Annotated in this window: 1 protein-coding gene; it reads right to left on the reverse strand. The window is 51.8% G+C overall.

Annotated features, from left to right (window positions below; genetic code table 11):
* On the reverse strand, positions 1-539 hold a 539-nt coding region (gene vgrG, locus QTN94_RS20400), incomplete at both ends, for a type VI secretion system Vgr family protein (protein ID WP_331428689.1).

Genomic DNA, 539 nt, shown 5'->3' on the forward strand with positions numbered 1-539 from the left:
GTGCGGGTGAAGGCGATGCCATTTGGGTCACCTTTATAGCGACCTGGCGCATCAAAGTGCACGTAAGTGGGTTGTTGGTAATCCATCTCCGTGCCGTGAGCCAATTGGCTAAAGGAATAAGCCGGGTTTTTAAAGCTGTAGTCTTTGAGTTCTACCTCACTAACGTGGGCCTCGGATTGATAAGAAAAATCTTGGATATACGGCACATCGCTGACACCACCCGCCAACCCGTTGTAAGGAATAGGCTGAGATAAGGAGGGCAGCAGCACAGTGGCATCACTGAACAGCAAGGTGTGTTTTCCGGCTTCATGAATAAAGCTGTAGACCATGCCTTCTTCCGCGGCGAGGCGGTGGAGAAAGTCGAGATCACTTTCGCGGTATTGGACACAAAACTCACGTTGAGCCGGCTCGCGTTGCAGTGAAAAGGCATAGTCATGAATGCCCATCTCCTGCAATAGCGTCTCGATGATGTCAGGCGTGGTCTTATGTTGGAAAATCCGGCTGTTGTGGCGCAGCGAGAGACGTTCCAGCGCAGGTAC

Origin of the sequence: Vibrio sp. M250220 (genome assembly GCF_036533795.1) — a bacterium.
Lineage (GTDB): Bacteria > Pseudomonadota > Gammaproteobacteria > Enterobacterales > Vibrionaceae > Vibrio.